Below are 22,995 nucleotides of genomic sequence, written 5' to 3' on the forward strand. Positions count from 1 at the left end.
GGCTATGCAATTCCCCGTGAACCGGCGACTCCCCTGTGCTCGACCCGCGCAGCATCATCTTCATTCTGGCGGCCCTCAGCCTGCTGATGTCCTTCGTGCTGTTCGCGATGCCGGCCTCGATTCGCGAACGCATCGGTGGCGCCCGGCATTGGAGCCTGGCAATGCTGGTCCTCGCTGGCGCCTCCTCGCTCTATGGCCTGCGCGACATCATTCCTGATCTGCTGTCGATGACCGTGGCCAATATCGCCAGCCTGGCGTCGGTGGCGATGATCTACTCCGGCAGCCGGGCGTTCTTCGGGCTGCGCCCACGCAACGGCCTGCTCGCCCTGGGCCTGATCAGCGCCTGCCTGATCATGACCCTGTGTACCTACGTGGTCGATCTGTTCTCCGTGCGGGTGGCAATCTTCTCCCTCGTTTCCGGCTTCCTGTTGCTGCTCTATGGCCTGGATGTCACCCGCTTGCGTCCACGCCAGGCGGGCCGCACCAGCTTCCCCTACCTGTTCACCGCCGTTACCGTGTTCTTCGACGTATTGGTCTCGGGGCTGCGCATCATCAACGCCATCAGCTTTCCCGCCACCGGCAGCGAGTTTCTCGCCCCAACGCCAATCAACATCCTCTACTTCTCCACCCACAGCCTGCTGGCCATCTGTATTTCCGTGGGTTTCATCCTGATGCTCAACGAGCGCCTGCACGCCATGCTCGAGCACCAGCTCAGCCATGACGCGCTGACCAATGCCTATTCGCGCACCATGCTCATCGACATGAGCCAGCGCGCGCTGACGGCGGATCGCGCACCGGTATCGCTGCTGCTGCTCGATATCGACCACTTCAAGCAGGTCAACGACACCCTCGGTCACCAGGCTGGGGACGCGGTGCTGCGTCATGTGGTCGACACCCTGTCCTCCAGTCTGCGCCCCGACGAGCCGCTCGGGCGCTACGGCGGTGAAGAGTTCATCCTGCTGCTGCGCGACACCACCGCCAGCCAGGCGCTGCTGGTGGCCGAGCGCTTGCGTGCGCAGGTTGCCAATACGCCCTATAAACACGGCGATGAAGCCCGACCGATCACCCTGAGCATCGGCTGCGCCACCGCCAATCCCGGGGAAAACCTCGAACAGCTACTACACCGTGCCGATGCCGCGCTCTACCGAGCCAAGCGCGCTGGCCGCAACCTGGTGGCGCAGGGCTGACTGCGCCCCATCATTCGAAGGAGCTTCAATGGATCTGCTACTGGACCTGATCGCCACCCTGTCGCGCTGGTGCCGCGGCAATTTGTACGACATCTCGCTGGCTATCATGGCCACGCTGCTTGTCCTGTTCGGGCCTGGTATCAACGCCTGGGTGCAACGCACCATCGGCAACCTCAACTTCTTCCTGCGCACGCTGATCTTCGTGCTGGTCTGTGCGGTCGGCTACGGCCTGGCCATCGTCTTCCTCACGCCCTGGCTGGCCAAGGGCCTGGGCTACTTCAACAACTTCACCCTGTCGCCGGTGCTGTTGCTGGTGTTCTTTCTTATCGGTGTGCTGGCCGACCGCAAATGAGCGGATGCCACCCCGGCAAAATAGGGGCACTGGCAGCGCGCACCGCGCACCCTGCAGGGCAGGTGGCACCGCCGGGTGATCTACCAGGAATCACCGGACACAAAAAAGCCGCCCGAAGGCGGCTTTTTTCATCGCACGACGCTTACAGCTGTGGGCCAGCGTTGCGGATGGCGTCGGAAACGTCGAACTTGGTGAAGTTCTCGACGAACAGCTTGGCCAGGCCTTTGGCCGCTTCGTCGTAGGCAGCCTTGTCAGCCCAGGTGTTGCGCGGGTTGAGCAGGTTGGTCTCGACGCCTGGAACGGCTTTCGGCACGCTCAGGTTGATGATCGGCAGTTGCTCGGTCTCAGCACCGATCAGCGCACCGCTCTGGATCGCCGCGATCACGCCACGGGTGGTCGGGATGTTGAAGCGGTTGCCGACGCCGTAGCCACCACCGGTCCAGCCGGTGTTGACCAGGTAGACCTTGGAACCGAAGCCACGGATACGCTTGATCAGCAGCTCGGCGTATTCGCCAGCCGGACGCGGGAAGAACGGTGCGCCGAAGCAGGTGGAGAAGGTCGACTTGATGCCGCCGCCCGAGCCCATTTCGGTGGAACCGACCAGCGCGGTGTAGCCGGACAGGAAGTGGTACGCGGCCTGCTCTTCGTTGAGGATCGACACCGGTGGCAGCACGCCAGTCAGGTCGCAGGTCAGGAAGATCACGGCATTCGGCTCGCCACCGAGGTTCTTCTCGCTGCGTTTCTCGATCAGCTCCAGCGGATAGGCAGCACGGCTGTTCTGGGTCAGGCTGTCATCGCTGTAGTCTGGAACGCGGTTCTCGTCGAGCACGACGTTTTCCAGCACGGCGCCGAACTGGATGGCTTTCCAGATCACCGGCTCGTTCTTCTCGGACAGGTCGATGCACTTGGCGTAGCAGCCGCCTTCGATGTTGAACACCACGCCCACGCCCCAGCCGTGCTCGTCGTCGCCGATCAGGTAGCGCGCCGGATCGGCGGACAGGGTGGTCTTGCCGGTGCCGGACAGGCCGAAGAACAGGGTGGTGTCGCCGTCTTCGCCGATGTTGGCGGCGCAGTGCATTGGCAGCACGTCGACGTCCGGCAGCAGGAAGTTCTGTACGGAGAACATGGCCTTCTTCATTTCACCGGCGTAACGCATGCCGGCGATCAGAACTTTCTTCTGAGCGAAGTTGAGGATCACGCAACCGTCGGAGTTGGTGCCGTCACGCTCGGGCACGCACTCGAAGTTGGCGACGTTCAGCACCTGCCACTCGTCCTTGGCGGACGGGTTGTACTGCGGCGGATTGATGAACAGCTGACGGCCAAACAGGTTCTGCCAGGCAGTCTGGGTGGTCATCTTGACCGGCAGGTAGTGCGCATCGGCCGAACCGACATGCACATGGGAAACGAAATGGTCCTGAGCGTTGTTGAACGCCTCGACACGCGCCCACAGGGCGTCGAACTTGTCGGCCGGGAACGGACGGTTGATGGCACCCCAGGCGATCTTCGCCTCGGTGCTCGGCTCCTGAACGATGAAGCGATCGACTGGCGAGCGGCCGGTGCGGTGACCGGTGCGTACCACCAGAGAACCGTTGGCGGCCAGTTCACCTTCGCCACGACGGATGGCCTCTTCGACCAGTTGGGCAGCACTGATATCGGTGTAAACGGCGGTATTGGCTTGCGTCATGAGGGTCCCCGTCGGCCATGGCCGAGTCTTCCAAACGTGTGCTTGACACGCTGTAGTGAAAACAGGATTCAACTACAGCGCTAAAAAAGTCGCGGGAGTATGCCAGAAAAGCACGCGCCTTGGCAGTATGCGTTCCATCTACCCGATCGATAGACGCACGCTATCGTCAATGCACGGTGGCCGAGGGGTTGTCCGTACCGCCACCCGCGAACAGCAGATCGACATCCGCGGCATCGAAGGCATAGCGCTCGTTGCAGAACTGGCAATCGATCACCAGTTCGCCGCCCTGCTCGCCGAGCAACTGCCGCGCATCCTCGTGGCCCAGGCTGATCAGCGCCCGCGCCGAACGCTCGCGCGAACAACTGCAGCGGAACTGCAGCGGCAGCGGCTCGAACAGTCGCACGGTCTCTTCGTGGTAGAGGCGATGCAGCAGGGTGTCATTGTCCAGGCCGAGCAACTCTTCGGCGGTCAGGGTGTTGGCCAGGGTCAGCACGTGCTGCCAACTGGCTTCACGCTCCTCGGGCTCACGCAGGCGATCGGCCGGCAACTGTTGCAACAGCAGACCGCGTGCGCGCTGGCCATCGGCGCGCAGCCAGAAACGGGTCGGCAACTGCTCGGAGGTGGCGAAGTACGCAGACAGGCTTTGCTCCAAGCTGTCGCCTTCCAGGTCGACGATGCCTTGATAGCGCTGGCCCTGACGTGGATCGACGGTCAGTGCCAGGGTGCCATCGGGCATCAGCTCGCGCAGGCCATCGCCCGGCTTGATCTGCTCGGCATGATAGCGAGCGATGCCACGCACCTCGCGCTCACTGGAGCACTCGATCATCAGCAGTGGCACCGCTCCGGACGAGCGTGCCTGCAGGATCAGCAGGCCGTCGAACTTCATGGTGCCGACCAGCAGCGCCGCCGCGGCCAGCAACTCGCCCAGCAATTGGGCAACCGGCTCCGGGTAGGGATGCTTGGCCAGCACGTGTTGATAGCTTTCGCCGAGGCTGACCAGTTCGCCACGAACATCGGTGTCATCGAACAGAAAGCGCTGAGTGTGATCAAAATCGTGCATTAGGCAGGCCAGGCGTCGGATGAGAATGACAAAATGGCTTCACGCCCTTATAAGGTGCGCCGCCGATTTCAACTCAAGGAAGGAAGAAGGGAGGAGATTCTATGGATAAAGCCATTCGCATCCAAGCCACCTGGCGATGGCCGGCTTTGCTGGTCCTCAACGCCATTGCATTCACCGTGCTGCTGAGCTGGCAACTGCCGGGTACTCGCGCCCTGTGGGAGGCCGGTAACCTGTGGGTCTTCCACACGCTCAATGGCTCCCTGCTGCACAGCCCGGCCTGGGACACGCTCTGGGCCATCGCCAGCCTGCGCCCGACGGATGCCATGGTCGGCGTGCTCATGCTGGTTCTGCTGATCCACAGCGGCTGGGTGTTCGCGAGCAACGAGGTGCGCCCTGCTCTGCTGCACTTCCTTGCCTTGCTGGCGCTGCTGCTGGTGATCCGGGTGATATTCACTAAGCTGGCCAAGCACCTCGGCTGGCAGCATGCGAGCCCCTCGATCCAGATCGAAGGCGCAATTCACCTGAGCGACCACTTCCCCTGGCTTGAACATGTTTTCGAACTCAAGGACCGTTCCAGCCGCAGCTTCCCAGGTGACCACGCCTCGGTGCTGATGATCTGGGGCCTGTTCATGGCACGCTTCAGCCGTGGCTGGAAACTGGCAGCGACCCTGCTGGTGGTGCTGTTCTTCTGCCTGCCGCGCCTGGTGACGGGCGCCCACTGGCTGGTGGATGTGGCCGTTGGCGGGGTCTTCCTGGCGCTGTTCACCTACGCCTGGGGTTACTGCACACCCTTGGCCGGGCTGATTGCCGCAGGCCTCGAACGCCTGTGCCAACCGTTCCTGCCCTTGGTGCGGCGCCTCCCCGTGATCGGTCGCATGAGCGTTCTACAGGCCAACTGACGGTTCAGTCGCCGCGCAACCCCAGCAATTGCCGGCGCTGTTTCTTGTTCGGCCGGCCGTCAGTCTGCACGCCCAGTGCTCCTGCCTTGCGCTGGGCCGCAGCCTCTTCACGGCGGCTGATGCTTTCTTCTCTCTCGCGATAGAGCGCCTGGGCCTCGGGGGCGCCGCGGCGCACCATCGATAATTCGCAGACCACCACCGTGCGCTCCTCGAAACCGGTGCGGATTACATACTCGTCGCCAATCCTCGGCTCCTTGCCCGGCTTGCAGCGTTCGCCCCGGCAATGCACCTTGCCGCCCTCGATGGCTTCCTTGGCCAGGCTGCGGGTCTTGTAGAAACGCGCGGCCCACAGCCACTTGTCCAGACGCACCTTGTCATCATTCTTGTCGCTCATGGCACCCTAACCTTTGAAACTCAGCGTGAATCTTGCCTGATGCAGTTGTCACATGGGGCAACTAGAATGCCCGAACCTTTCCGGTTCAGGCCCGACGGAACACCACCTTGAAGACATTCGATCATTTATCGGTGGTTGGCCTGCGCGAGTGGATCAACCTGCCAGAGCTGGGCATGGTCGGCCTGCGCGCCAAGATCGACACCGGCGCCAGCACCTCGACCCTGCATGCCAGCGATATCCAGCCGTTCCAGCGCGATGGCCAGGAATGGGTGCGCTTCACCGCCCACCTCGGCACGCTGGTACAGCGCCGCCATCGCTGCGAAGCCCTGGTGGTATCGGTCAAGACCATCAAAAGCTCGAACGGCCAGAGCCAGACCCGTTATGTGATTCGCACCCGGCTGACCCTGGGTGATCGCTCCTGGCCGGTGGAGTTCACCCTGGCCTGCCGCAAGACCATGCGTTACCGCGTGCTGCTCGGCTCCAAGGCGCTGGTCCAGGGCAATCTGGTGGTCAACCCTGCCCTGACCTACGTACAAGACAAACCTCAGCTTCCTTCTGCCCCCGGTGCCCAATGAGAATCGCCATCCTGTCGCGCAACCCTCGCCTGTACTCGACCCGCCGCCTGGTGGAGGCGGGCACGCAGCGCGGCCATGAGGTGGTGGTGGTCGACACCCTGCGCGCCTACATGAACATCGCCAGCCACAAGCCGCAGATCCACTACCGGGGCCGACCGCTCGAAGGCTTCGATGCGGTGATCCCGCGCATCGGCGCCTCGGTTACCTTCTATGGCTGCGCCGTGCTGCGCCAGTTCGAAATGATGGGCGTGTTTCCGCTCAACGAGTCGGTGGCGATCAGCCGCTCGCGCGACAAGCTGCGCTCACTGCAACTGTTGTCACGCAAAGGGATCGGCCTGCCGGTGACCGGCTTCGCCCACTCGCCAGACGATATTCCCGATCTGATCCACATGGTCAACGGCGCGCCGCTGGTGATCAAGGTACTGGAAGGCACCCAGGGCATCGGCGTGGTGCTCTGCGAGACCGAGAAGGCCGCTGAATCGGTGATCGAGGCCTTCATGGGGCTCAAGCAGAACATCATGGTGCAGGAATATATAAAAGAAGCCGGCGGTGCCGACATCCGCTGCTTCGTGGTCGGCGACAAGGTCATTGCCGCGATGAAGCGTCAGGCGGCCCCTGGCGAATTCCGCTCCAACCTGCACCGCGGCGGCAGCGCCAGCCTGATCAAGATCACCCCGGAAGAACGCATGACCGCCATCCGCGCGGCCAAGGTCATGGGTCTGTCGGTGGCCGGCGTCGACATCCTGCGCTCCAACCACGGCCCGCTGGTGATGGAAGTGAACTCCTCACCGGGCCTGGAAGGCATCGAGACCACCACCGGCAAGGACGTCGCCGGGATCATCATCGGCTACCTGGAAAAGAATGCCGAACACGGCCTGACCCGCACCAAAGGCAAAGGCTGATCCGGCCCGGCCCGCAGGGTGCGCAATGCGCACCGAGAAATCGCGCAATGCCTAGCGTGTGGCGTCTTTCGCCGTGCGCCCAGGCCTGATCAGGCCGCATCACGCGGCAGCAACAGCCCCAGGGGCAGGCATATCCGCGCTTCCAGCCCGCCACCGGAACGGTTGCGCAGCTCGACGCTACCGCCATGCAACGAGGCAATGCGCTTGACGATGGCCAGGCCCAGGCCAGTGCCCTTGCCGCCCCGGGCCCGGTCGCCACGGATAAACGGGTTGAAGATATCGCCCAGTTCCGCCGGATCGATGCCAGCCCCCCGGTCAAGCACGCTGAGCACCACATAGGGCGCCGCCTGGTCACCTGCCACATAGGCGGCCACTTCGACGCCTTGCCCGCCATAGCGCAGGGCGTTTTCGATCAGGTTGACCAGTAGGCGCTTGATCGACACCCGGCGCAGCGGGAACGGCGGCACATCTTCCAGACACAGGCGCACGCGCTCCTCGTGCTGGTTGTAGGGTGCAACCACGTCGCGCACCAGCTCACCCAGTTCGATCAGCTCCGGTTTCTCGTCACGACCATCGCGGATGAAGGCAAGAAACTGGTCGAGAATGGCGTCCATGTCCTCGATATCGCGGATCATGTCTTCGGTCAGCTCCGAGTCACTGTCGAGCAACTCCAGTGACAGGCGCAGTCGGGTCAACGGCGTGCGCAGGTCATGGGACACCCCGGCCAGCATCAGCTCACGCTCGCGGGCGCCCTGCTCGACATCCTCAGCCATCTGGTTGAACGCCCGGTAGACCTCGGTCATCTCGCTGGGCGTATCGCTGATCGGCAAGCGCACGCTGCGCCCCTGGCCCAGTTGGCGAGCGGCAAATACCAGGCGTTTGAGTGGCGCATTGAGCTGGCGCACGAAGATCCACGCAGCCGCGGTGGACAGCACGCCGATGGCGAGGAACCAGCCCAGCACGCTCCAGATCTTCTGCCCCCGCAGTGGGTGCGGATACAGCGGCACGCGCACCCAATCCTCACCCAGGCTCGGCGCGTGCACCCAGAGCGACGGTGGGCTCTGCAGGCGCACCCGTACATCGGTGTCGGCACCGAGTTCGGCCTGCATCTGCCGCAGGAAAATTTCCGAGTACGGCCAGTGCTGCTCGGGCGGCGGCACGTCGGCACGCGGCACCCGGCGCAACATCGCCGCCTTGGCGATGTGCGGACGGTCCTCGGGATCGGCCGCCCAATAGGCGCGCAAGGTCAGCGCCGCACCGTGGCTGTACTGGCGGTCGACCAGCACATCCTCGTTCATCATCAGGTAGACCAGGGTCAGCGCCTTGGAAAACAGCACGACAATGAGCACGAGCCACAGGGTGCGCGAGAAGAAGCTTTGCGGGAACCAGAGCGGGGTTTTCATCGGGTGTTACGCATTCCGTAGGCGTAGGGTGGATCGCGCCGTATCGATCCACGGGGTGGCCCTACACGGGGTGGCCATCCACCGAACGGGTCATGGCGGATGGATGCAGCGTCATCCACCCTACGGGTTACTTGCTGCCGTCCGGAACGAACACATAGCCCACGCCCCAGACCGTCTGGATATAGCGCGGCTTGGACGGGTCCGGCTCGATCAACCGGCGCAGACGGGAAATCTGTACGTCGATGGAGCGCTCCAGGGCATCCCATTCGCGGCCTCGAGCCAGGTTCATCAGCTTGTCGCGGGTCAGCGGCTCGCGGGCATGCTGCACCAGCGCCTTGAGCACGGCGAACTCACCCGTGGTGAGCATGTGCACCTGATCGCCCTTCTTCAGCTCGCGGGTGGCCAGGGACAACTCGTACTCGCCGAAGCTGACACTCTCGTCTTCACTGCCCGGCGCGCCCGGCACCACCGGAGCCTGACGACGCAGCACGGCCTTGATCCGCGCCAGCAGCTCGCGCGGGTTGAATGGCTTGGCCAGGTAATCGTCGGCGCCGCCTTCCAGGCCCTGAATACGGCTGGCCTCGTCGCCCTTGGCGGTGAGCATGATGATCGGCAGTTGGTTGCCACCTTCGCGCAGACGGCGGCAGGCGGACAAACCATCCTCGCCTGGCAGCATCAGGTCGAGTACCAGCAACTGGAACAACTCGCGTGCCAGCAGACGATCCATCTGTTCGACGTTCTCCACGGCGCGCACGCGATAGCCCTGCTCGCTGAGGAAGCGTTCCAGCAGGCGGCGCAGGCCGGGGTCATCGTCGACGATCAGGATCTTTTCGCCTTCCGGCGCGACAGCTGTGCTCATGGCAGGTCCCCAATAGAGAGAAGCGGCATTATGGCGTAAGCGACGTGCGCCCCGCTCCAGCCATTGTTAGCAGATTTTTCCCGACCGGTTGCCCATGTCGGTAAAAACCGGTGGTTATAATGCCGCGCTTTGCGGTCGGCCAAGCGCTCACCCAACGTATCGCAAGCCCCGTGCGGCAAACGTTGGACAGGTTCTGAGACCGGCCACTGTTCAGTACGGTTCATTTTCTAGGTAGGTGTATGGACAGCATCAACAAGCGTATCGCCGAAGAGCTCGGTGTCCTCCCGCAACAGGTGGCCGCCGCCGTGGCCCTGCTCGACGAAGGCTCTACCGTGCCGTTTATCGCGCGCTACCGCAAGGAAGTCACCGGCAGCCTGGACGACACCCAGCTGCGTAACCTGGAAGAACGCCTGCGCTACCTGCGCGAACTCGACGAGCGCCGCACCAGCATCCTCGCCAGCATCGAGGAGCAGGGCAAGCTGACCCCGGAGCTGGCCCGCGAGATCAACCTCGCCGACACCAAGACGCGCCTCGAAGACTTGTATTTGCCGTACAAGCAGAAGCGCCGCACCAAGGGCCAGATCGCCCTGGAAGCCGGCCTCGGCGAGCTGGCTGACGGCCTGTTCAACGACCCGAGCCTGAACCCGGAAAGCGAAGCCGCGCGCTTCGTCGATGCCGAGAAAGGCTTCGCCGACGTCAAGGCCGTGCTCGAAGGCGCCAAGTACATCCTCATGGAACGCTTCGCCGAAGATGCCACCCTGCTCGAGCGCCTGCGCACCTTCCTCAAGGACAACGCCACCCTCAGCGCCCGCGTGGTCGCTGGCAAAGAAGCCGAAGGCGCCAAGTTCAGCGACTACTTCGAGCACGACGAACCGTTGAAGAACGTGCCGTCGCACCGCGCCCTGGCGATCTTCCGTGGGCGCAACGAAGGCATCCTCGGCAGCACCCTGAAGGTCGGAGACGAGGCCCCCGGCACCCTGCACCCGTGCGAAGTGATGATCGGCGAGCGTTTCGGCATCGACAACCGGGGTCGCGCCGCCGACAAGTGGCTGGGCGAAGTGGTGCGCTGGACCTGGAAGGTCAAGCTCTACACCCACCTGGAAACCGACCTGCTCGGCGAACTGCGCGAGAAGTCCGAGGACGAGGCGATCAACGTCTTCGCCCGCAACCTGCACGACCTGCTGCTCGCTGCACCCGCCGGCCCGCGCACCACCCTGGCGCTGGACCCGGGCCTGCGTACCGGCTGCAAGGTTGCCGTGGTCGACACCACCGGCAAGGTGCTGGAAACCGCCACCGTCTACCCGCACGCGCCGCGCAATGACTGGGACGGCACCCTGGCGATCCTTGCCAAGCTGTGCGCCAAGCATGCCGTGGACCTGATCTCCATCGGCAACGGCACCGCCAGCCGCGAGACCGACAAGCTGGCCGCCGACCTGATCAAGAAACTGCCAGGCCTGAAACTGACCAAGATCATGGTCAGCGAAGCCGGCGCCTCGGTGTACTCCGCCTCGGAGCTGGCCGCCAAGGAATTCCCCGACATGGACGTGTCGCTGCGCGGCGCCGTGTCCATCGCCCGCCGCCTGCAGGACCCGCTGGCCGAGCTGGTGAAGATCGACCCGAAAGCCATTGGCGTCGGCCAGTACCAGCACGACGTGTCGCAGCTCAAGCTGGCACGTAGCCTGGATGCCGTGGTCGAGGACTGCGTAAATGCCGTCGGCGTCGACGTCAACACCGCCTCGGTGGCGCTGCTGGCGCGTATCTCCGGCCTCAACACCACGCTGGCGCAGAACATCGTCGCCCACCGCGACGCCAACGGCGCCTTCAAGACTCGCGACGAGCTGAAGAAAGTCCCGCGCCTGGGCGAGAAGACCTACGTACTGGCCGCCGGCTTCCTGCGCGTGATGAGCGGCGACAACCCCCTGGACGCCTCTGCCGTGCACCCGGAAGCCTACCCGCTGGTGCAGCGCATCGCCGCCGACACTGGCCGTGACATCCGCTCGCTGCTCGGCGACTCGAGCTTCCTCAAGCGCCTTGATCCGAAGCAGTTCACCGACGAGACCTTCGGCCTGCCGACCGTCACCGACATTCTCAAGGAACTCGACAAACCGGCCCGCGACCCGCGCCCGGAATTCAAGACCGCCGAGTTCCAGGATGGCGTCGAGACGCTCAAGGACCTGCAACCGGGCATGGTCCTCGAAGGCGTGGTGACCAACGTCACCAACTTCGGTGCCTTCGTCGATATCGGCGTGCACCAGGACGGCCTGGTCCACATCAGCGCGCTGTCGGAGAAGTTCGTCAAAGACCCGTACGAGGTGGTCAAGGCCGGCGACATCGTCAAGGTCAAGGTCATGGAGGTGGACATCCCGCGTAACCGCGTCGGCCTGTCCATGCGCATGAGCGACACCCCGGGCGAGAAAGTCGAAGGTACCCGTGGTGGTGCGCGCAACGGCGGTCAGAACCGCGCCGCGCAACCGCGCAGCGAGCGCCATTCGAGCCAGGACAAACCGGCCCCGGCGAATGCCGGCATGGCCTCGCTATTCGCCAACGCCAAGCAATTGAGGAAGTAAACGATGAGCAGTACCTCCGCCGCCGGCCAGAGCAGCAACTTCAGCAAGCTGCTCGGCATGACCATCGACAAGGCCGAGAACGGCGAGTCCCAGGTGCGCATGAGCATGCAAGAGCAGTTGCTCAACCTGCATGGCCGCATGCACGGCGGCGCGCTGTTTTCGCTGATCGACACCGCCCTCGGCCAGGCCAGCCACAGCCTGTTCGGCGGCGAGGCCGGCAGCATGACCCTGGAGTGCAAGATAAACTACATCCGCGCCGTCAGCGAAGGCGAGATCGTCTGCCACGCCCGCGTGCTCAACGCCGGGCGCAAGGTGCACGTGCTGGAAGCCAAGGTGCTGCAAGGTGACAAGCTGATCGCCACCGCGCAATCCACCTTCATCTGCAAATGACCTGATGCCCCGTGTTGCCGTCTCGGCGGCAGCACGCCTCCTTCCTGCCGGCTGGGCGACCACCGAGCGGCTGAATTGCACCCTTCATAAAATAACAATTATCATTAGCAACTATTTCCTTCTGGCAGCCCTGCCTCCGATGTCCACCCGCAAACCCGGTTTCTTCCAGCACTACGAAGAACTCGTTGGCACCTGGACGCGTCGCCTGAGAAACCGTCAGCGCGCCGAAGATCTCGCCCACGATGCCTTCGTGCGCGTGCTCGAAGGGGAACAGCAGCAGGGCCAGCAGGAGGTCCAGCAACCGCGCGCCTACCTGCACCAGATCACCCGCAACATCGCCGTCGATCAATTCCGCCGTGATGAGCGACGTGCGCTGGTGGAACAGGGTGCCAGTGGCATGGACGAGGCCGGTGGCGGCGACCCCGAATCCCTGATGCACGCCCTGCAACTGGCCGAGTCGATCGAACAGGCGCTGGTCGAGCTGCCGCTCAAGTGCCGCCAGGTGTTCATCTGGCAAAAGCTCGATGGCCTGAGCCAGGCGGAAATCGCCGAACGCCTCGGCCTGTCCCGCAACATGGTCGAACGCTATATGATCCGCACCCTGCGTCATTTGCGCGACCGACTGGACCTGAGCCCGCCATGACCCCCGACCCGATCCACGCCCAGCTGCCCGCCGACGATGCCGTGCGCGAGCAGGCCGCGCGCTGGTTCAGCCGGCGCCAGGATGCCGAGCCCAGCGCGCAGGAACAACAGCACTTCGACGCCTGGCTGGACGCAGCACCGCAGCACCGCGAGGAATATGCGCGCCTGCAACAGCTCTGGCAGGTTACCGGCCTGCTCACGGAACAGCGCCTGCGCGCCCTGAGCCGCGAGCCATCGCCGCGACGCTGGCGCCCGGCCCTGTTGGCCACGGCCGCCAGCGCGGTCCTGGCTATCGGCCTGGTCTACCTGCTCGACCCCCTGGCCTGGCGCGGCGAAACCTACGCCACCCGGGCCGGCGAGCACCGCCAGGTCACTCTGGCCGATGGCTCGCAGCTCGAACTGGGGGGCCGTACACGGCTTACCGTGCGCCTGCACGACCAACGTCGCGACGTGACCCTTCAGGAGGGCGAAGCCCTGTTCAGCGTCAGCCGCGACCCGCAACGGCCGTTCGTGGTCCAGGCCGGCGCCGGCACCATCACCGTGACCGGTACCCGTTTCGATGTACGCCACCAGGCCGGCGTGGTCCGTGTGGCGGTGGAGTCCGGCTCGGTACTGGTGCACGGCAGCCAGAACGCCGCCACCCGTCCTCTCACTGCAGGCGATGGCGTGCGGGTCAACTCGGCGGGGGTGGTCAGTGCGATCCAGCCGATCGACATCGCTGCCGCCACGGCCTGGCGCCAGGGGCGTCTGGTGTTCAATGACACGCCATTGGTCGACGTGGTGGCAGAAGTCTCGCGCTACCGGGAAAAGCCCTTGCTGGTGGCCCCGGCCGTGGCCGGTTTGCGCTTCTCCAGTGTATTCCGCGCCAACGACACCGATGCCCTGCTGAGCGCTCTACCACGGGTGTTACCCGTGCGTATCGAAACCCTCGCCGACGGCAGTATGAAAATAATTCCTTTTTAGATTCAGGATTTTCGTTCGCCGTTCGTCTTCTTGCCCAGCTGTTTTTCCTCGAACCAGCATGGCCTCCCATTACAGGACCGGATGAACGTGAGAAATCCTCGATTTTCTGCCACTACTGAACGCTCCCTGCGCGTGCTTTCCCTGAGCCTGGCCATCAGCCTGGCCAGCCTGTCGGGCGGCGCATACGCCGAATCCCGCTACAGCATCCAGATCCCCGCCCAGCCCCTGGCCAGCGCCCTGACCCAACTGGGCCAGCAGACCTCGCTGCAACTGTTCTTCAGTCCGGAGCTGGTGGCCAATAAGCAAGCGCCTGCAGTATCCGGCGACCTGTCGCCCCAGGCTGCACTGGACAGCCTGCTGCGCGGCAGCGGGCTGAGCTACGAGCAGGTCGACGATTCGTTCGTGCTGCGCGCCCCGACGGCCGACGACCAGCAAGGCTCGCTGGAACTGCCCACTTCCACCGTCTCGGTGGTCGGCAACTGGCTGGGCACCGCCGAAGAACGCGTGGTGCAAAACCATCCCGGTGCGCGCACCGTGATCCGCCGCGAAGCGATGGTCGAGCAGGCCGCCAGCAACGTGCGTGACGTGCTGCGCAGCGTGCCGGGGGTGCAGGTGCAGGAATCCAACGGCACCGGCGGCAGTGATATTTCGCTGAACTTCGGGGTACGCGGCCTGACCTCGCGTCTGTCGCCCCGCTCCACCGTGCTGATCGATGGTGTGCCGGCCGCGTTCGCGCCCTACGGCCAGCCGCAGCTATCGATGGCCCCCATCTCCGTCGGTAACCTGGACAGCATCGACGTCGTCCGCGGCGCCGGTTCGGTGCGCTACGGGCCGCAGAACGTCGGCGGGGTGATCAACTTCGTCACCCGCGCCATCCCGGAGACCTTCAGCGGCGAAGTCTCCACCACCATGGAGCACGCTTCCCACGGCGGCTGGAAGACCCTCAACAGCGCATTCGTTGGCGGCACCGCCGACAACGGCATCGGTGCCGCGCTGCTGTATTCCGGGGTAAAAGGTTCGGGCTACCGCGATCGCAACAACCGCAACGACATCGACGACGTCATCCTCAAGACCCACTGGGCGCCAACCGAGCAGGATGACTTCAGCCTCAATTTCCACTACTACGACGCCGCCGCAGACATGCCCGGCGGCCTGACCCAGGCGCAGTACGACGACAATCCGTACCAGTCGGTGCGTGACTGGGACAACTTCAGTGGCCGGCGCAAGGATGTGTCCCTCAAGTACCTGCGCCAGATTGACGACCTGACCCAGTTCGAAGTGCTGACCTACTACAGCGACAGCTTCCGGGGCAGCAACCTCGCCCCCCGAGCGATGGATACGCTGGGCTCCTTCCCGCGCAGCTACCACACCTTCGGCATCGAGCCGCGCGTCTCACGCCTGTTCTTCCTGGGCGACACCACCCACGAAGTCGGCGTCGGCTATCGCTACCTCAAGGAAGCCATGCGCGAGCAGGGCAGCCGCCTGCAGTTGGTCAACAACGTCCCGACGCCAAGCACCGGCCCGACCGCCGACGGCCACGTCTACCAGGACCGCGATGGCGGCACCGAAGCCAGCTCGTTCTACATCGACGACAAGATCGACATCGGCAACTGGACCCTCACCCCGGGCATCCGCTTCGAGCGCATCGACACCGACTGGCATGATCGCCCCGTGATCAGCGAGACCGGCGCACGAGTCCCCGAGAAGAAGCGCAACAAGTCGTACAACGAGCCCCTGCCAGCCCTGAGCGTGATGTACCACATCTCCGATGCGTGGAAGGTGTTCGCCAACTACGAGACCTCCTTCGGCAGTCTGCAGTACTTCCAGCTCGGCCAAGGTGGCAGCGGCAACGAAACTGCCAACGGCCTGGAACCGGAGAAAGCCAAGACCTACGAGATCGGCACCCGCTACAGCGACGACCTGTGGAGCGGCGAGCTGACCGCGTTCTACATCGACTTCGCCGATGAGCTGCAGTACATCAGCAACGCCGTGGGCTGGACCAACCTCGGGGCGACCAAGCACCAGGGCCTGGAAATGTCCGGCCAGTACAACCTCGATGCGCTGCTCAGCGGCCTGAGCATCAACGGCGGGCTGACCTACACCCGCGCGACCTACGAAGGCGAGATCCCGGCGTTCAAGGGCCGAGACCTGCCGTTCTACTCGCGCCAGGTGGCCAACCTCGGCCTGCGCTACCAGGTCAACCGCTGGACCTACAACTTCGATGGCTACGCCCAGTCCATGCAACGAGCGCCAGGCACTGGCATGGCCAACAACCGCTTCACCGGCGTCTACATCACCGAGCCCACGGCCGACGGCCAGTACGGCGACATTCCCGGCTACGTGACCTGGAACGTGCGCGGTGCCTATGACTTCGGCGAGCAACTGTCCAACCTGAAGATCGGCGCCGGGGTGAAAAACCTGTTCGACCGCCGCTACTACACCCGCTCCAGCGACAACAACGCCGGCATCTACATGGGCCAGCCACGCACCCTGTTCATCCAGGCCAGCGTGGGCTTCTGAGTAAAGGGCCAGGCCTCCTGGCGGGGGCTGGCCTGCCTTCTTCAACAACAGGGCGGCCTCGGCCGCCCTGTGCCGTTGCCCCGCCTGCGGCGGACTATCACCGTGCGCAAACCGATGAAGTACACTGCGCGGCGCTTTTCTCGAGTGCCGCCAGCCAGGCCGCTCGGCTAGACTGGCAGGACTTTCGGCCCCACCGGCCCGTGGTCGTTTTCTTTCATCCCCTTGCAGTGCGCCATGTCCACCCCCATATCCGGGCGACCGATGCGTGAAGGAACAACAATCTTGAGCGAGCTTTTCTCCCGCCGCCTGGCCCTGCTCGGCGAAAGCCCTGCCCTGTCCCTGCTGACTCAAAGCCTGCATGGCATCGAGCGCGAATGCCTGCGCGTCACCGCCGACGGCCAACTGGCGCACAGCGACCACCCGCACGCCCTGGGCGCGGCGCTGACCAACCCGCAGATCACCACGGACTATTCCGAGGCGCTGCTGGAGTTCATCACCCCGGCCGAAGCCGACGCCGTGCAGACCCTGGACGATCTGGATCGCATCCACCGCTTCGCCTACAGCAAGCTGGCCAATGACGACGAGTTCCTCTGGAGCCCGTCGATGCCCGGCCCGCTGCCGGAAGAAGAAGACATCCCGATCGCCCGCTATGGCAATTCCAACATCGGCAAGCTCAAGCACGTCTACCGCAAGGGCCTGGCCCTGCGCTACGGCAAAACCATGCAATGCATTGCCGGCATTCACTACAACTTCAGCCTGGCGGAACGTATCTGGCCGCTGCTGCAGAAGCTCGACGGCGACACCGGCAGCGTGCGCGACTACCAGTCGACCCGCTACATCGCCCTGACCCGCAACTTCCGCCGCTACAGCTGGCTGCTGATGTACCTGTTCGGCGCCTCGCCGGCACTGGATAGCAGCTTCCTGCGTGGCCGCCCGCACCAGTTGCAGCAACTCGACGCCGACACCCTCTACCTGCCCTACGCCACCAGCCTGCGCATGAGCGACCTGGGCTACCAGAACAACGCCCAGGCCGGCCTCACACCCTGCTACAACGACCTGGCCAGCTACACCGAAAGCCTGCGCCAGGCCGTGTCCACGCCCTATGCGCCGTATGCCGACGTCGGCACCAAGCAGAATGGCGAATGGGTGCAGCTCAACACCAACGTGCTGCAGATCGAGAACGAGTACTACTCGAACATCCGTCCCAAGCGCGTGACCTACTCCGGCGAACGGCCGATCCAGGCCCTGATCGCCCGCGGCGTGCAGTACGTCGAAGTCCGCTGCCTGGACATCAACCCCTACCTGCCACTGGGCATCGACCTGACCGAAGCGCGCTTCCTCGACGTCTTCGTGCTGTTCTGTGCCCTGCAGGACAGCCCACTGTTCGAAGGCGGCGAATGCCGCTCCTGCTCCGACAACTTCCTCAAGACCGTCAAGGAAGGCCGCCGTCCGGGCCTGCACCTGCAGCGCGATGGCCAGACGGTGGAACTCAAGGCCTGGGCCACGCAATTGCTACAGGACTTCGCGCCCATCGCCGAACTGCTCGACCGCGCGCATGGCGGCGAAAGCTTCCAGCAGGCGCTCGTGCAGCAGCAAGCCAAAATCGACGATGCCAGCCTGACGCCCTCGGCGCAGGTGCTCGCCGAACTGCAGGCCCGTGGCGAAAGCTTCCGCGACTTTGCCATGCGCTACAGCCGCGCCCACGCCGAGGACTTCAAGGCGCGCCCATTGAGTGCAGAGGAGCAACAGTTCTTCGAGGGCCTGGCCCGTCAGTCCCTGGCCGAACAGGCGGAACTGGAAAGCGCCGAGCCAGGCGACTTCGACACCTTCGTCGCGGCCTATCAAGCCAGCATTCTCGGTATCAGCGTCTAACCCGTTCAAAGCCTGCTGCGCGTCGGCGTTACCGCGTTAAAAGCAGGCTCAGCAAGCCGTTTGCGGCTAACGTACTTCAGTGCGGCCCCAAAGGGGCGAGCGAAGCGGGTCATGCTCACTTACAGCACGTAAACCGCGCGTCCTCGCCTGCATTTGCCTGGCATACCTCTGGCTCGCGGGCTTTGCACAGGTTCTGGCACACGCACCGGGCGGCCCCGGAATAGGGCAGCCCGTCACAAAACCGTCAATCGTACCGTTCGGCGCGGACCAATGACCTTCCGCCCGAGCGGGAGGCCAGCTAGCCTGACGGGAAATCCCGCACTGGCACATGCGATGACGTCGCCCGCTGACACCGCTCTCGAAGACTGGAGCCTGGAAAGCCTGAACAAGGCCTACCAGCAAGGCTACATGGCCGGCCTCACCGGCCAGCCGCAGCACCAGCAACCCTACCCCGCCGATGTCCTCGCCGCCGCCTGGGAAGCCGGGTGGGACGACGGCAACGAGCAGTTCAAACAGCACCAGCGCCGCAGCGCCTAATTCATCCAATCTATTGCCAGAAACAACATCGTCAACGACCATGCGCACCTTCTCACCATGAAAAGGACTTCTGCATGCTGCGCATTTATTACAGCGTTATTGCCCTCGCCCTATTATCCGGCTGTGCCAGCCAGGGACAACCCACCAGCGCTTTCGCAACAGCCAAACCTGGCTGCCAGAGTGAAACCCGTGAGATTGCCGGACAAGTCATCACAACCGACTTTTGTATCCGTGCAATTCCGTTCAAACCCTCGCAGTATCTTGTCCGTGTAAATGACGAAACGGCATTCCAAGGCGATGACTACCAACGCGTGGTCTTCCATAAAACGCTGAAGAACGGCACCGCAAGCGGTAGCTGCTATGAGTTGATTGAACTTAGAAGCGGCACAAGCGAGAGCAATGTCGAACTGGCCCAACTATCTTCGGATCTGATTCAGGGATGTGCGATCAAGGCCGATAGCCAAGGGCGCTCAATGGCTTTTGAGAAAACACCCGAGTGCGATAAGGCCTTCTATCCAGGTCTGCTTCCCCTACTCGGAAAAGTCGTCCCCGTGGAAACCGCACGCCAGTGCTCCGTCAGCCTGGATGGAAAAGTCGTATTCAGCGGCAACTTCCACTTCCAGTAAAACCAAGCGCACTACCGTGATGAAAGCCTGCTGACGATTCTCGATAGGCGTGGCTGTATGGCCACGCCCACCTTCAAACGCGGGCTACAGCGTCTTTTCGAAAATCTTCGAATTGCGCTGGTAGTTGTACAGCGAGGCCCGTGCGGCTGGCAGTTTCTCCACGCCGCTGGGTTCGAAGCCGCGTTCGCGGAACCAGTGGGCGGTGCGCGTGGTGAGCACGAACAGGGTCTTCAGGCCCTTGGCGCGGGCACGCTCTTCGATGCGTTCGAGCAGTTCGTCACCACGGCCGCCATGGCGGTAGTCGGGATTCACTGCCAGACAGGCCAGCTCGCCGGAATCGGAGTCGGCGATCTGGTACAGCGCCGCACAGGCGATGATCAGGCCATCGCGCTCGACGATGCTGAACTGCTCGATCTCGCGCTCCAGCACCTCGCGCGAACGACGCACGAGAATGCCCTGATCCTCCAACGGGGTGATCAGGTCCATCAACCCGCCGACATCCTCGATGGTCGCCTCGCGCAGCGATTCGAACTGTTCCTGGTCCACCAGCGTGCCGCCACCGTCACGGGTGAACAGCTCGGTGAGCAACGCGCCGTCGTCGCTGTAGCTGACGATATGGCTGCGCTTGACCCCGCCCCGGCAGGCCTGCGCCGCGGCGTCGAGCAGTTCGCCCTGGTAGCTGTTGCCCAGCCGCTCCAGGTAGTGCGGCACCTGCTGCGGACGCAGTTCGCGCACCAGCTTGCCACTCTCGTCGAGCAGGCCGCGTTCGGCACTGAACAGCAGCAGCTTGTCGGCTTGCAGATCGATGGCCGCACGCGTCGCCACATCCTCGCAGGCCAGGTTGAAGATTTCCCCGGTGGGCGAATAGCCGAGCGACGACAGCAGCACGATGCTGCGCTCGTCGAGCTGGCGGCCGATGCCCTTGCGGTCGACCCGACGCACTTCGCCGGTGTGGTGATAGTCGACGCCATCCACGACGCCGATTGGACGCGCGGTGACGAAGTTGCCACCGGTCACGCGCAGGCGCGAGCCCTGCATCGGCGAGGCGGCCATGTCCATCGACAGGCGCGCTTCGATGGCGATCCGCAGTTGGCCGACAGCCTCGATCACGCACTCCAGGGTCGGTCCATCGGTGATGCGCAGGTCACGGTGGAAATGCGGTGTCAGCCCACGCGCGGCCAGACGCGCCTCGATCTGTGGGCGCGACCCATGCACCAGCACCAGGCGCACGCCGAGGCTGTGCAGCAGCACCAGGTCGTGAACGATATTGCCGAAGTTGGGGTGCGCAACACCCTCGCCGGGCAGCATGACCACGAAGGTGCAGTCCCGATGGGCGTTGATATAGGGCGAAGCATGGCGAAGCCAGTTGACGTAGTCGTGCATGAAAAAGCCTGTCGAGCGTGACGAAACGAATGGTGCGTACACCGGTAAAAAGAGGCGCGTGGCGCCGGATGAGTGCGCTCATCCCTGCCCCGGAACGGGGGAAGTCGGTTTAGCGTCGTCGCAGCAACATCAGGGTCCCCTTGTGGGCTCACAGGCAGTAGTGTTGGATCAGTTGACGCAGGATCTGCAGCATCGGTTCGATCCGCGCCAGCTCGAGAAACTCGCCGGGCTGGTGGGCGCAGTCGATATCACCCGGCCCCAGCACGATGGTGTCACAGCCAAGTTGCTGAAGATAAGGCGCTTCGGTGCCAAATGCCACCGACTGTGCGCTGTGACCGGTCAGGCGTTCGGCCAGGCGCACCAGTTCGCTGTCGGCGCGCTGCTCGAAGGGCGGCACCTCGGCGAACAGCGGGGCGAAGTCGATGTTCACCTGGTGCCGCTCGGCCAGCGGCTGCAATTTGCTGCGAATCGCCGCGCGCAGGTGCTCCGGATTCATCCCCGGCAACGGACGCAGGTCGAACTCCAGCGAGCACTGGCCGCAGATCCGGTTAGGGTTGTCGCCCCCATGGATGCAGCCGAGGTTGAGGGTCGGCTGCGGCACGCTGAATTGCGGGTTGTTGAATTCGCGCTGCCACTGCGCGCGCAGGCCACGCAGTTCACCAATGGCATCGTGCATTGCTTCCAGCGCGCTATGACCGAGACTCGGATCGGACGAGTGACCGCTCTGCCCGAGAATATCGATGCGCTCCATCATCACGCCCTTGTGCAGGCGAATCGGCTTCAGGCCTGTCGGCTCGCCGATCACCGCCGCACGCCCCAGCGGCCGGCCGGCATCGGCCAGGGCACGGGCGCCGGACATCGAGCTTTCTTCGTCGCAGGTGGCAAGGATCAGCAATGGCTGCTTGAACGGCTGGTCGATCAAACCGCGTACAGCTTCGATAACCAGCGGGAAGAAGCCCTTCATGTCGCACACGCCGAGGCCAACCCAACGGTCGCCCTGCTCGGTGAGGCGCAGCGGATCGCTCTGCCAGAGCGCGGCATCGAACGGTACGGTATCGCTGTGCCCTGCCAGGACAAGGCCGCCGGGACCGCTGCCGTAGCTGGCCAACAGGTTGGCCTTGCCCGGCGCGACGTCCTGGATTTCGCAGGTGAAACCCAGCTCGCTCAGCCAGCCGGCCAGGACATCAATCACCGCACGATTGGACTGGTCCCAATGCGGCTGGGTGCAGCTCACCGAGGGCGTGGCAATCAGCGCGGCGAATTGATCCTTGAGTGACGGCAGGGACATGGGAAACCTCCAGAGACTGAGCGCCATCATAGAGGTAAATGGCGCTCTGCCGCAGCGTCTTGCCAGGTGTTCTGAAGCAGCACGCTTACGACAGCATGGTTCTCAGCCGATCAGCCCGGCAGCAATATTGATCGACAGGCCGAGGATCGCGGTATTGAACAGAAACCCGATGATCGAATGGGCCAGCACCACCTTGCGCATGGCCGGTGTGGTGATCACCACGTCCGAGGTCTGCACCGCCACACTGATGGTGAAGGCGAAGTAGAGAAACTCCCAGTAGTCGGGCGCCTGCTCGTTACCCGGGAAGATCAGCGCGGGCCTGGGGTTGTCGGTCATGTAGAACAGGTAGGCGTAGTGCAGGGTGAAGATGGTGCCGATCAGGAACCAGGAGCCCAGCACCGTCAGCACGGTGAAGCCATAGCGCAGCAGTTTGTCATCGACCTGCGAGCCGCCCGCGGCCGCCAGTTCGAAGATGATCGCGACCAGGCTGGCCAGCGCGGCGATGCTGACAATCACCAGCACCGCCTGGGCATTCTCGTCCTCGATGTCGGCCTTGCGCTGGACATCCTCGGCACTGGAGCGGACCACCAGCCAGCCGACCAGCAACAGATAGAGCCAGACCATCACGTTCCAACCGATCAACACCCGCAGCAACGGCGCGGCCTGCCAGGCCAGCAGCGCCACCAGAACGCCCACCGTAGCGGCGATGATCAATCGGGGATGGGTGTGCACAACGGCAGGAGTCAGGCGCATGCAGATACTCGTCGATGAAATCAGCGCGATTGAGGGCGACCATCCTCCGCGCCGCGCGACACGTCAACTATCCCGCTGAGCCGGCAGGGAACCTCCGGCTCCTGTAGACTTCGCCGTCTTGGCAGCTGGTCCACGCTGC

General features: G+C 63.9%; 21 protein-coding genes. 13 read left to right on the top strand and 8 right to left on the bottom strand.

The window, feature by feature from the left end; genetic code table 11:
* The first annotated feature begins 35 nt into the window (after window positions 1-35).
* Together ACWPW0_RS21250 and ACWPW0_RS21255 are read left to right on the top strand one after the other, a co-directional pair.
* The gene (locus tag ACWPW0_RS21250) at window positions 36-1,187 is read left to right on the top strand and encodes a GGDEF domain-containing protein (RefSeq protein ID WP_454256474.1); all 1,152 of its coding nucleotides are present in this window, start codon (window positions 36-38) and stop codon (window positions 1,185-1,187) included.
* Window positions 1,188-1,215: 28 nt separating this feature from the next.
* Entirely contained in the window at window positions 1,216-1,539 is a 324-nt protein-coding gene (locus tag ACWPW0_RS21255; protein WP_447594842.1) for a DUF3392 domain-containing protein, read from the top strand.
* A 142-nt stretch (window positions 1,540-1,681) separates the two neighbouring features.
* On the opposite strand, the gene ACWPW0_RS21260 is transcribed toward ACWPW0_RS21255, so the two are convergent.
* Together ACWPW0_RS21260 and hslO are read right to left on the bottom strand one after the other, a co-directional pair.
* The gene (locus tag ACWPW0_RS21260; RefSeq protein ID WP_454256475.1) at window positions 1,682-3,223 is read right to left on the bottom strand and encodes a phosphoenolpyruvate carboxykinase; all 1,542 of its coding nucleotides are present in this window, start codon (window positions 3,221-3,223) and stop codon (window positions 1,682-1,684) included.
* A 166-nt stretch (window positions 3,224-3,389) separates the two neighbouring features.
* Window positions 3,390-4,283, bottom strand: coding sequence for an Hsp33 family molecular chaperone HslO (gene hslO, locus ACWPW0_RS21265; protein ID WP_454256476.1), 894 nt, complete (start codon window positions 4,281-4,283; stop codon window positions 3,390-3,392).
* A gap of 101 nt (window positions 4,284-4,384) precedes the next feature.
* On the opposite strand from hslO, the gene ACWPW0_RS21270 reads away from it, so the two are divergent.
* A complete protein-coding gene (locus ACWPW0_RS21270) occupies window positions 4,385-5,182 on the top strand; it encodes a phosphatase PAP2 family protein (protein ID WP_454256477.1) in 798 nt (265 codons plus the stop codon).
* 4 nt (window positions 5,183-5,186) lie between these two features.
* Here ACWPW0_RS21270 and ACWPW0_RS21275 read toward each other — a convergent pair whose 3' ends face one another.
* Window positions 5,187-5,576: an RNA-binding S4 domain-containing protein gene (locus ACWPW0_RS21275; protein WP_454256478.1), complete on the bottom strand. Its 390-nt coding sequence runs from the start codon at window positions 5,574-5,576 to the stop codon at window positions 5,187-5,189.
* Between the two features lie 107 nt (window positions 5,577-5,683).
* Here ACWPW0_RS21275 and rimB point away from each other — a divergent pair, with 107 nt between their 5' ends.
* Window positions 5,684-6,151, top strand: a complete 468-nt coding sequence (rimB, locus tag ACWPW0_RS21280; RefSeq protein ID WP_447594851.1) for a retropepsin-like aspartic endopeptidase RimB — start codon at window positions 5,684-5,686, stop codon at window positions 6,149-6,151.
* Entirely contained in the window at window positions 6,148-7,053 is a 906-nt protein-coding gene (gene rimK / locus ACWPW0_RS21285; RefSeq protein WP_447594853.1) for a 30S ribosomal protein S6--L-glutamate ligase, read from the top strand. The genes rimB and rimK overlap by 4 nt, the downstream gene beginning before the upstream one ends.
* A gap of 89 nt (window positions 7,054-7,142) precedes the next feature.
* Here the strand turns inward: rimK and ACWPW0_RS21290 are convergent, their stop codons facing one another.
* Both ACWPW0_RS21290 and ompR read right to left on the bottom strand, forming a co-directional pair.
* Complete coding sequence (locus ACWPW0_RS21290) at window positions 7,143-8,456, bottom strand: ATP-binding protein (protein WP_454256479.1); 1,314 nt, start codon at window positions 8,454-8,456, stop codon at window positions 7,143-7,145.
* 127 nt (window positions 8,457-8,583) lie between these two features.
* On the bottom strand, window positions 8,584-9,315 hold the full coding sequence (ompR, locus tag ACWPW0_RS21295; protein WP_447594857.1) for an osmolarity response regulator transcription factor OmpR: 732 nt from the start codon (window positions 9,313-9,315) through the stop codon (window positions 8,584-8,586).
* Between the two features lie 239 nt (window positions 9,316-9,554).
* Between ompR and ACWPW0_RS21300 the strand changes: the two genes are divergently transcribed.
* The 8 genes from ACWPW0_RS21300 (at window position 9,555) to ACWPW0_RS21335 (ending at window position 19,432) form a co-directional block, all read left to right on the top strand.
* Window positions 9,555-11,882 carry a Tex family protein gene (locus tag ACWPW0_RS21300; protein ID WP_454256480.1) on the top strand — a complete coding sequence of 776 codons (2,328 nt, stop codon included), beginning with the start codon at window positions 9,555-9,557 and terminating at the stop codon, window positions 11,880-11,882.
* 3 nt (window positions 11,883-11,885) lie between these two features.
* Window positions 11,886-12,272 (top strand): PaaI family thioesterase, encoded by a 387-nt coding sequence (locus ACWPW0_RS21305; RefSeq protein ID WP_447594860.1) that lies wholly within the window; start codon window positions 11,886-11,888, stop codon window positions 12,270-12,272.
* A gap of 139 nt (window positions 12,273-12,411) precedes the next feature.
* Complete coding sequence (locus tag ACWPW0_RS21310; protein WP_447594862.1) at window positions 12,412-12,915, top strand: RNA polymerase sigma factor; 504 nt, start codon at window positions 12,412-12,414, stop codon at window positions 12,913-12,915.
* Window positions 12,912-13,877: a FecR family protein gene (locus ACWPW0_RS21315; protein WP_454256481.1), complete on the top strand. Its 966-nt coding sequence runs from the start codon at window positions 12,912-12,914 to the stop codon at window positions 13,875-13,877. The genes ACWPW0_RS21310 and ACWPW0_RS21315 overlap by 4 nt, the downstream gene beginning before the upstream one ends.
* Before the next feature lie 81 nt (window positions 13,878-13,958).
* Complete coding sequence (locus ACWPW0_RS21320; RefSeq protein ID WP_454256482.1) at window positions 13,959-16,397, top strand: TonB-dependent siderophore receptor; 2,439 nt, start codon at window positions 13,959-13,961, stop codon at window positions 16,395-16,397.
* Between the two features lie 282 nt (window positions 16,398-16,679).
* The gene (gene gshA / locus ACWPW0_RS21325; RefSeq protein ID WP_454256483.1) at window positions 16,680-18,269 is read left to right on the top strand and encodes a glutamate--cysteine ligase; all 1,590 of its coding nucleotides are present in this window, start codon (window positions 16,680-16,682) and stop codon (window positions 18,267-18,269) included.
* 333 nt (window positions 18,270-18,602) lie between these two features.
* Entirely contained in the window at window positions 18,603-18,806 is a 204-nt protein-coding gene (rmf, locus tag ACWPW0_RS21330; protein WP_447594869.1) for a ribosome modulation factor, read from the top strand.
* A 74-nt stretch (window positions 18,807-18,880) separates the two neighbouring features.
* Window positions 18,881-19,432, top strand: a complete 552-nt coding sequence (locus ACWPW0_RS21335) for a hypothetical protein (RefSeq protein WP_454256484.1) — start codon at window positions 18,881-18,883, stop codon at window positions 19,430-19,432.
* Window positions 19,433-19,516: 84 nt separating this feature from the next.
* Here ACWPW0_RS21335 and argA read toward each other — a convergent pair whose 3' ends face one another.
* The 3 genes from argA to ACWPW0_RS21350 form a co-directional block, all read right to left on the bottom strand.
* A complete protein-coding gene (argA, locus tag ACWPW0_RS21340; protein ID WP_447594873.1) occupies window positions 19,517-20,815 on the bottom strand; it encodes an amino-acid N-acetyltransferase in 1,299 nt (432 codons plus the stop codon).
* Window positions 20,816-20,963: 148 nt separating this feature from the next.
* The gene (gene argE, locus ACWPW0_RS21345) at window positions 20,964-22,103 is read right to left on the bottom strand and encodes an acetylornithine deacetylase (protein ID WP_447594875.1); all 1,140 of its coding nucleotides are present in this window, start codon (window positions 22,101-22,103) and stop codon (window positions 20,964-20,966) included.
* Between the two features lie 102 nt (window positions 22,104-22,205).
* Window positions 22,206-22,856 carry a DUF1345 domain-containing protein gene (locus ACWPW0_RS21350; protein ID WP_447594876.1) on the bottom strand — a complete coding sequence of 217 codons (651 nt, stop codon included), beginning with the start codon at window positions 22,854-22,856 and terminating at the stop codon, window positions 22,206-22,208.
* Between the last annotated feature and the right edge of the window lie 139 nt (window positions 22,857-22,995).

The sequence above is a fragment of the Pseudomonas sp. Marseille-Q8238 genome (genome assembly GCF_965111915.1).